The following is a 6,935-nucleotide window of genomic DNA, read 5'->3' as shown; positions in this document are numbered from 1 at the left end:
GACGGCTTGGCGCGAGTGCCAGCCACGGAAAAACAGAAAAGATCAAAAGCAGAGCGGGCGCTTCCGGCATCCAGGCCAAACGAAAACGCCGGGCAATGCCCGGCGCTTCGCGCCCCGTCTGGTGGAGAGCCCCCCTTTGTTAAGGGGGGCGCGCCCCTGGGAATCGCAGGAGCGATTCCCAACGTTGCTATGCAACGGCCCGAAGGGCGCATGCCATGGATGGCATGCGTAGCGGCGCGGGGGATAGGTGGAATGCGGGGGCAGTTCTGGCGAACCGCCCCGCGGTTCGTCAGAACTGCCCACCGAACGTGAATTGCAGGCGCTCGATCTTGTCATCGTCTTCCTTCTTCAACGGGAAGGCATAGCTGATCGAGATCGGGCCGACCGGGGCGCGCCACAGCAGGGCCACACCGGTGGATACGCGCAGCTCGTTGGCCTTGAAGTTGTCCACGCCGGTATACACGTTGCCGAAGTCGACGAAGGCCGACACGCGCGCCGACGGGCTGTCGAACAGGCGCGGGAAGTAGGCTTCCACCGAACCGACGGTCTTCAGCGAACCACCCAGCGGCTGGCCTTCCGGATAACCAGTGGTGACTTCGCGCGGGCCGAGGGTGTTGTCCTCGAAGCCGCGTACCGAGTTGGTACCACCGGCGTAGAAGTTCTCGAAGAACGGCAGGCCGCTGGCGGTGACGGTGCGGGTGGTGCCATCCGGATTGGTCAGCGTACGGGTGTAGTCCTTGCCGTAGGCATCGCCGTAGCCGATTTCGGCGCGGGTGTTGATCACCAGCGACGGCATGATCGGCCAGTACTTGCTGATCTGGTAGTTCAGCTTGTAGTACTCGATGGTCGAACCCGGCAGCGTGGTTTCCAGGCCCACACGCTGGTAGGTACCGCGGGTCGGCATGAAGTAGTCGTTGCGCGAGTCGCGCGCCCAGCCCAGCTCGGTGCGCCAGGCATGGAAGGTGCGCTTACCGACGGCGTTGATGTAGTCGATGATCGACTGCGGGGTGGAGCCCTGGTAGGTGGTGATCTGGTTGCTGTCGATGCCGAACATCAGCGAGACGGTGTCGGTCTCGGTCAGCGGCACGCCGAACACCACCTGCGCGGCACCGTTGGTGCTGTTGTACTGCGCGGTGTTGAAGTCGGAGTAATCCAGTTCGCGCCAGGACAGGTTGTAGCCCAGCGACACGCCGTCATCGGTGAAGTACGGGTTGGTGTAGCTGAAGCCGTAGCGCTGCAGGTAGCTGCTGCGCGAGGCTTCGACCGACACGCGGTTGCCGCCGCCGAGGAAGTTGTTCTGCGACAGCTGCACCGACGTGGTCATGCCGTAGGACTGCGAGTAGCCCAGGCCGAACACGAAGCTGCCCGAGGTGGTTTCCTTGACGTTGTAGACGACGTCGACCTGGTCGTTGCTGCCGCTGACGGCCGGGGTCTCCACTTCCACCGATTCGAAGTAGCCCAGGCGCTGCAGGCGGATCTTGGAGCGGTCGATCGCGGCCTGCGAGTACCAGCTGTTCTCGAACTGGCGCATTTCGCGACGCATCACTTCATCGGACGTGCGGGTGTTGCCGCGGAACAGGATGCGGCGCACCGACACGCGCGGGCCGGGCACGACCTGCATGTTGATGGCCACGGTCTGCTCGGCGCGGTTGGTGGTCGGGATCGGATTCACCTTGGCGAACGCGTAGCCGATGTTGGACAGCGAATTGGTGATGGTGTCCGAGCTGAATTCCAGCAGGGCACGCGAGAAGGTGTCGCCGGACTTCTGGATCACCATGCGCTCGACGTCCTCCTGCGGGAGGATGGTGTCGCCGCTGACCTTGATCTCGGAGATCTTGTACTGCGCGCCCTCGGTCACGCCCGCGGTCAGGAACATGTCGCGCTTGTCGGGGCTGATCGAGACCTGCGTGGAATCGATGCTGAAATCGACGTAGCCGCGATCCAGGTACCAGGAATTGAGCTTTTCCAGGTCGCCGGACAGCTTTTCCTTGGAGTACTGGTCGTCACGGCGGTACCACGACGCCCAGTTGTGCTCCTTGGACTCCCAGGTCTCCAGGATGTCCTTGCTCTCGAACTTTTCGGTGCCCACCAGGTTGACGTGGCGGATCTTGGCGGCCTTGCCTTCCTTGATGGCGATGGCGATGTCCACGCGGTTGCGGTCCAGCGGGCTCACCGTCGGGGTGATGTCGACGTTGTACTTGCCACGGTCGTTGTACTGGCGGCGCAGTTCCTGGGTCACGCGGTCCAGGCTCAGGCGATCGAAAGTGCCGCCCTCGGTCAGGCCGATGTCGGACAGGCCCTTGAGCAGCTGGTCGGACTTGATGTCCTTGTTGCCGGTCACGGTCAGTTTGTTGATCGCCGGGCGTTCCTTGACGGTCACCACCAGGATCGTGCCCTGGCGGTCCAGCTGCACGTCTTCGAAGAAGCCGGTCTTGTACAGGGCGCGGATCGTCTCGCCGACCTTGTTGTCGGTGATCGTCTCGCCGCGTTCCACCGGCAGGTAGGTGAACACCGTGCCCGAGCTGATGCGCTGCAGGCCATCGACGCGGATGTCGCTGACAGTGAAGGGCTCGGCTGCCTGGGCCAGGGCGGGAGCGCCGGTGACGGCGGCGAGGGCGAGGGCCAGCAGGCGGCGATTGGGGAGTCGCGTCATGTCACGTCCGGTAGGAAGGTCGATTTCATTGGTGCGGGATGCCGACGCTGTAGACGGCAACAACGTGGAAAAGTTCATCGCGGGACCAGGCCGAGGATGTCGTTGTAGAACGCCAACCCCATCAGCCCGGCCAGCAACGCCAGGCCGATGTATTGGCCGGCGGCGATGGCACGCTCGCTCAGCGGGCTGCCCTTGACCAACTCGATAAGGTAATACAGCAGGTGGCCGCCGTCCAAGATCGGGATCGGCAGCAGGTTGATGATGCACAGGCTGAGCGACAGCAGGGCAAGGAACTGCAGGAACCAGTCGAGGCCGCGCTTGGCCGAGACATTGGCCACGCGGGCGATGGTGACCGGCCCGGAAACGTTCTGCAGCGAGGCCTTGCCGGTCACGATGCGACCCATCATGCCCAGCGAGTCGGCGGCCAGGCGGCCGGTCTCGCGCACCGCCACGGTCACCGCATCCAGCGGGCCATAGCGCAGCAGGGTGTCATAGGCGGGGCTGTAGCTGGTGGGGAAGCCGACGCCGATCTGCCAGACCGGATTGCCCTTGCCGTCCTTGCCCTGGCGCGGGGTGACTTCCAGCGCCAGGCGCTCGCCGCCACGCAGGACCTCGATCATTCCCGGCCCGCCGGCACGGCCCAGGGCCTGGATCTCGCCGATCACCTGGTCGACGCTGTCGATGCGCTGGCCGTCGATGGCCACGATCAGGTCGCCTGGCTGCAGTTGCCCTGCCACCACGGAGTCCGCAGTCAGCGACTCCACTTGCGCCGGCTGCAGCCACGACTGCCAGTGCAGGCCAGCCAGGATCGGCACCCGCCGCTCATCGAAACCCGCCGGCAGCTGCGACAGCGGCAAGGTGCGCGTGCGTACCTGGTCGGCCGTATCCAGCACTTCCAGCTTCACGTCGCGGCGGTCCATCGCGGCTGCGGTCAGCGCCATGCTGGCCTCGCCGAGGGTGACCACCTGGCGGTCGTCCACGCGCAGCACGCGGTCGCCGCTGGCCAGGCCGGCACTGGCGGCGATGCCGCTGACACGGCCGATGGTGGGCGAGTAATCCTGCTTGCCGATCACGAACATCGCCCACAGCAGCAGGATGCACAGCAGCAGATTGGCGATCGGGCCGGCGGCAACGATCGCGATGCGCTGCCAGACGGTCTTGTGGTTGAAGGCCTGGCCGCGCTCGTGCGGGTGCACTTCGACCTCGCGTTCGTCGAGGAACTTCACGTAACCGCCCAGCGGGATGGCGGCGATGGCGAACTCGGTGCCGTGCCGGTCGCGGCGCGACCACAGCGGCCGGCCGAAGCCGACCGAGAAACGCAGGATCTTGACCCCGCACAGGCGCCCGACCCAGTAATGCCCGAACTCGTGAAAGGTGACCAGCAGCCCGAGGCTGACGATCATCCACCAGACCGATCCGATGAAGTCAGTCATGCAGGCTCACAGTGGTGGGCAAGGGCGGCGGCGTCATGCTGGGCGAGGCGGTCGTTCAGGCGGCGTCGATGGCGTTCAGGGTGAGCTGGCGTGCCCGCTGGTCGGCGGACAACAGGACCTCCAGTGTATCGGCTGGCTGGGTCGGCAGTGTTGAAAGAGCGTTAGCAACCAGCTCCGGGATCGTCAGGAAACCGATCCGGCCCTGAAGAAACGCTGAAACAGCCTCTTCATTGGCAGCGTTCAGCACCGCCGGCGCGGTGCCGCCGGCCTGCATCGCCTGCCAGGCCAGCGCCAGGCAGGGGAAGGCGTCGGTATCCGGGGCCTCGAAATCCAGGCGGCCCTGGGCCAGCAGGTCCAGCCCGGCCACGCCCGATTCGATGCGCTGCGGCCAGCCCAAGCCAACGGCGAGGGTGGTGCGCATGTCCGGCAGGCCCATCTGGGCCAGGGTCGAGCCATCGACGAACTCGACCAGCGAATGGACCAGGCTCTGCGGGTGCACCAGCACCTCGATGCGCTCGCCGGGCACGCCGAACAGGTGGTGGGCCTCGATGACTTCCAGGCCCTTGTTCATCAACGTCGCCGAATCGACCGAGATCTTCGGCCCCATCGACCACATGGGGTGGGCAACTGCTTGGGCGGGGGTGACCTGGGCCAGTTCGGCGCGACTGCGGCCACGGAACGGGCCGCCGGAGGCGGTCAGCAGGATCCGGCGCACGCCGGCGCCGTCGACACTGGCATCGCGCGAGCGCAGGCACTGGAAGATCGCGCTGTGCTCGCTGTCGATCGGGATGATTTCGGCACCGGCACGTTCGGCCGTCCGGGTCAGCAGTTCGCCGGCCAGCACCAGCGATTCCTTGTTGGCCAGCAGGATGCGCTTGCCGGCGGCGGCGGCAGCCAGGGTCGAGGACAGGCCGGCCGCGCCGACGATGGCCGCGACCACGGTATCGCAGGCATCGCTGGCGGCCAGCTGGTCCAGCGCGGCCTGGCCGGCATGGGCCTCGGTGGTGAGTCCGGCCTCGCGCAGGCCGTCACGCAGCTCGGCGAACAGCGATGCGTCGGCGATCACCGCGTGCGCGGGTCTGTGCTGGCGGCACAGCGCCAGCAGCGCCTGCACCTGGCGGCCGGCAGCGAGCACCGTGGCCTGGTAGCGGTGCGGGTGGCGGGCGATCACGTCCAGCGTGGAGGCGCCGATCGAGCCGGTAGCGCCGAACACGGCGACCCGGCGCAGGTCTGCAGCAGCATTCATGGTCAGAACCCGAAGATTTCCTTGCCCAGCGCGAACACCGGCACGGCGGCGAGGACGCCGTCGACCCGGTCGAGCACGCCACCGTGGCCCGGGATCAGGTGGCCCGAGTCCTTGGCGCCGGCATGGCGCTTGATCAGGCTCTCGAACAGGTCGCCCAGGACCGAGGCGAACACCGCCACCACCGCGGTGATCAACAGGCCGGGCAGGTGTGCGGCATCGATGCCAGCCAGCCAGCCCAGGCCGAGGGCCACGGCGACACCGGCCAGCAGGCCGCCGAACAGGCCTTCCCAGGTCTTGTTGGGGCTGATCCGCGGCGCCAGCTTGTGCTTGCCGAAATGGCGGCCAGCGAAATAGGCGCCCGAGTCGGCCGCCCACACCAGCGCCAGCGCAGCCAGCAGCCACAGGTGGCCCTGCTGGCCCGGCGGATCGCCGCCGGCATGGATCAGCACCAGCGCGGCCCACGCCGGCACGATGGCCAGGGTACCGGCCAGCATCTTCAGGATCCGCGAGGGTGCCGACGGCTGCGCGCCGAAGTTGAAGAAGCGCAACCAGACCAGCGCGGCCAGCCACCAGGCAACGCCGGCCAGCGTGGTTATCTGGAACAGGACCAGGGTGCTGCCATCGGCCCAGACCAGCAGCACCATCAGCAGCAGGTTCAGCACCAGCAGCACGGTGCGCGCCAGGGTGTCTTCGATACCGGCCAGCTTCAGCCATTCCCACAGGCCGATCAGCAGCACGGCGGCGGCGGCGGCGGCCAGCCATTGCGTGGGCAGCAGCAGGATCGCCGCAATGGCTAGCGGCGCCATGATCAGCGCGGCAAGGACTCGGGTCTTGGTCATGGGCTGGAAGTCTCGGTGGCCAGTGCGGCAATCTGGGCGCTGGTCAGGCCGAAACGACGCTCGCGACCGGCATAGGCGTCGAGCGCCTGCTGCAGCTGCCCGGCGTCGAAGTCCGGCCACAGGGCCTCGGTGAACCACAGTTCGGTATAGGCGAGCTGCCACAGCAGGAAGTTGCTGATGCGGGTGTCGCCGCCGGTGCGGATGAACAGGTCCGGCGGCGGCAGGTCGGCCAGGGCCACCTGGCTGCCCAGCAGCGATTCATCGATCTGCTCGGGCAGAAGGCGACCGGCCGCCACTTCGACGGCCAGGGCGCGCGCGGCGCGGGCGATGTCCTGGCGGCCACCGTAGCTGGCGGCGATCGACAGGGTCAGGGTGGTGTTGTCGGCGGTGCGCTGCTCGGCCAGCTGCATGCGGCTGACCAGCCCGGCGCCGAAGCGCTCGCGTTCGCCGATGAAGCGCACGCGCACGCCACGCCGGTGCAGCTCGTCCACTTCGCGGTCGAGTGCACCGAGGAACAGCTTCATCAGCGCGTCCACTTCCTCCTGCGGCCGGCCCCAGTTCTCGCTGGAGAAGGCGAACAGGGTCAGTGCCGGGATGCCCAGTTCAAGGCAGCGCTCGATGGTGCGGTTGACCGCGCGCGCGCCGGCACGGTGGCCGATCACGCGGGGGCGACGGCGCTGCTGTGCCCAACGCCCATTGCCATCCATGATGATGGCAATGTGGCGGGGCAGGGAGGCAGGCAACGGAGGCGGGACTGAAGGCAT

Annotated in this window: 5 protein-coding genes; all 5 read right to left on the bottom strand. The window is 67.1% G+C overall.

All coding sequences use genetic code 11. From position 1 onward, the window contains the following. Positions 1-289 precede the first annotated feature (289 nt). Positions 290-2,653 carry an outer membrane protein assembly factor BamA gene (gene bamA, locus A7X97_RS04025; RefSeq protein ID WP_053497093.1) on the bottom strand — a complete coding sequence of 788 codons (2,364 nt, stop codon included), beginning with the start codon at positions 2,651-2,653 and terminating at the stop codon, positions 290-292. Between the two features lie 74 nt (positions 2,654-2,727). Further along, positions 2,728-4,086, bottom strand: coding sequence for an RIP metalloprotease RseP (gene rseP / locus A7X97_RS04020; protein WP_061480177.1), 1,359 nt, complete (start codon positions 4,084-4,086; stop codon positions 2,728-2,730). A gap of 55 nt (positions 4,087-4,141) precedes the next feature. Continuing rightward, a complete protein-coding gene (locus A7X97_RS04015) occupies positions 4,142-5,332 on the bottom strand; it encodes a 1-deoxy-D-xylulose-5-phosphate reductoisomerase (protein ID WP_111007620.1) in 1,191 nt (396 codons plus the stop codon). A gap of 2 nt (positions 5,333-5,334) precedes the next feature. Continuing rightward, positions 5,335-6,171 carry a phosphatidate cytidylyltransferase gene (locus A7X97_RS04010; protein WP_061480179.1) on the bottom strand — a complete coding sequence of 279 codons (837 nt, stop codon included), beginning with the start codon at positions 6,169-6,171 and terminating at the stop codon, positions 5,335-5,337. Beyond that, positions 6,168-6,935, bottom strand: coding sequence for a polyprenyl diphosphate synthase (uppS, locus tag A7X97_RS04005; protein ID WP_049412139.1), 768 nt, complete (start codon positions 6,933-6,935; stop codon positions 6,168-6,170). The genes A7X97_RS04010 and uppS overlap by 4 nt, the downstream gene beginning before the upstream one ends.

This window comes from Stenotrophomonas sepilia (assembly GCF_003244875.1).
Taxonomy (GTDB): domain Bacteria; phylum Pseudomonadota; class Gammaproteobacteria; order Xanthomonadales; family Xanthomonadaceae; genus Stenotrophomonas; species Stenotrophomonas sepilia.
The sequence above is the reverse complement of the archived record's forward strand: the minus strand, read 5'-3'. Positions and strand labels throughout refer to the sequence as shown.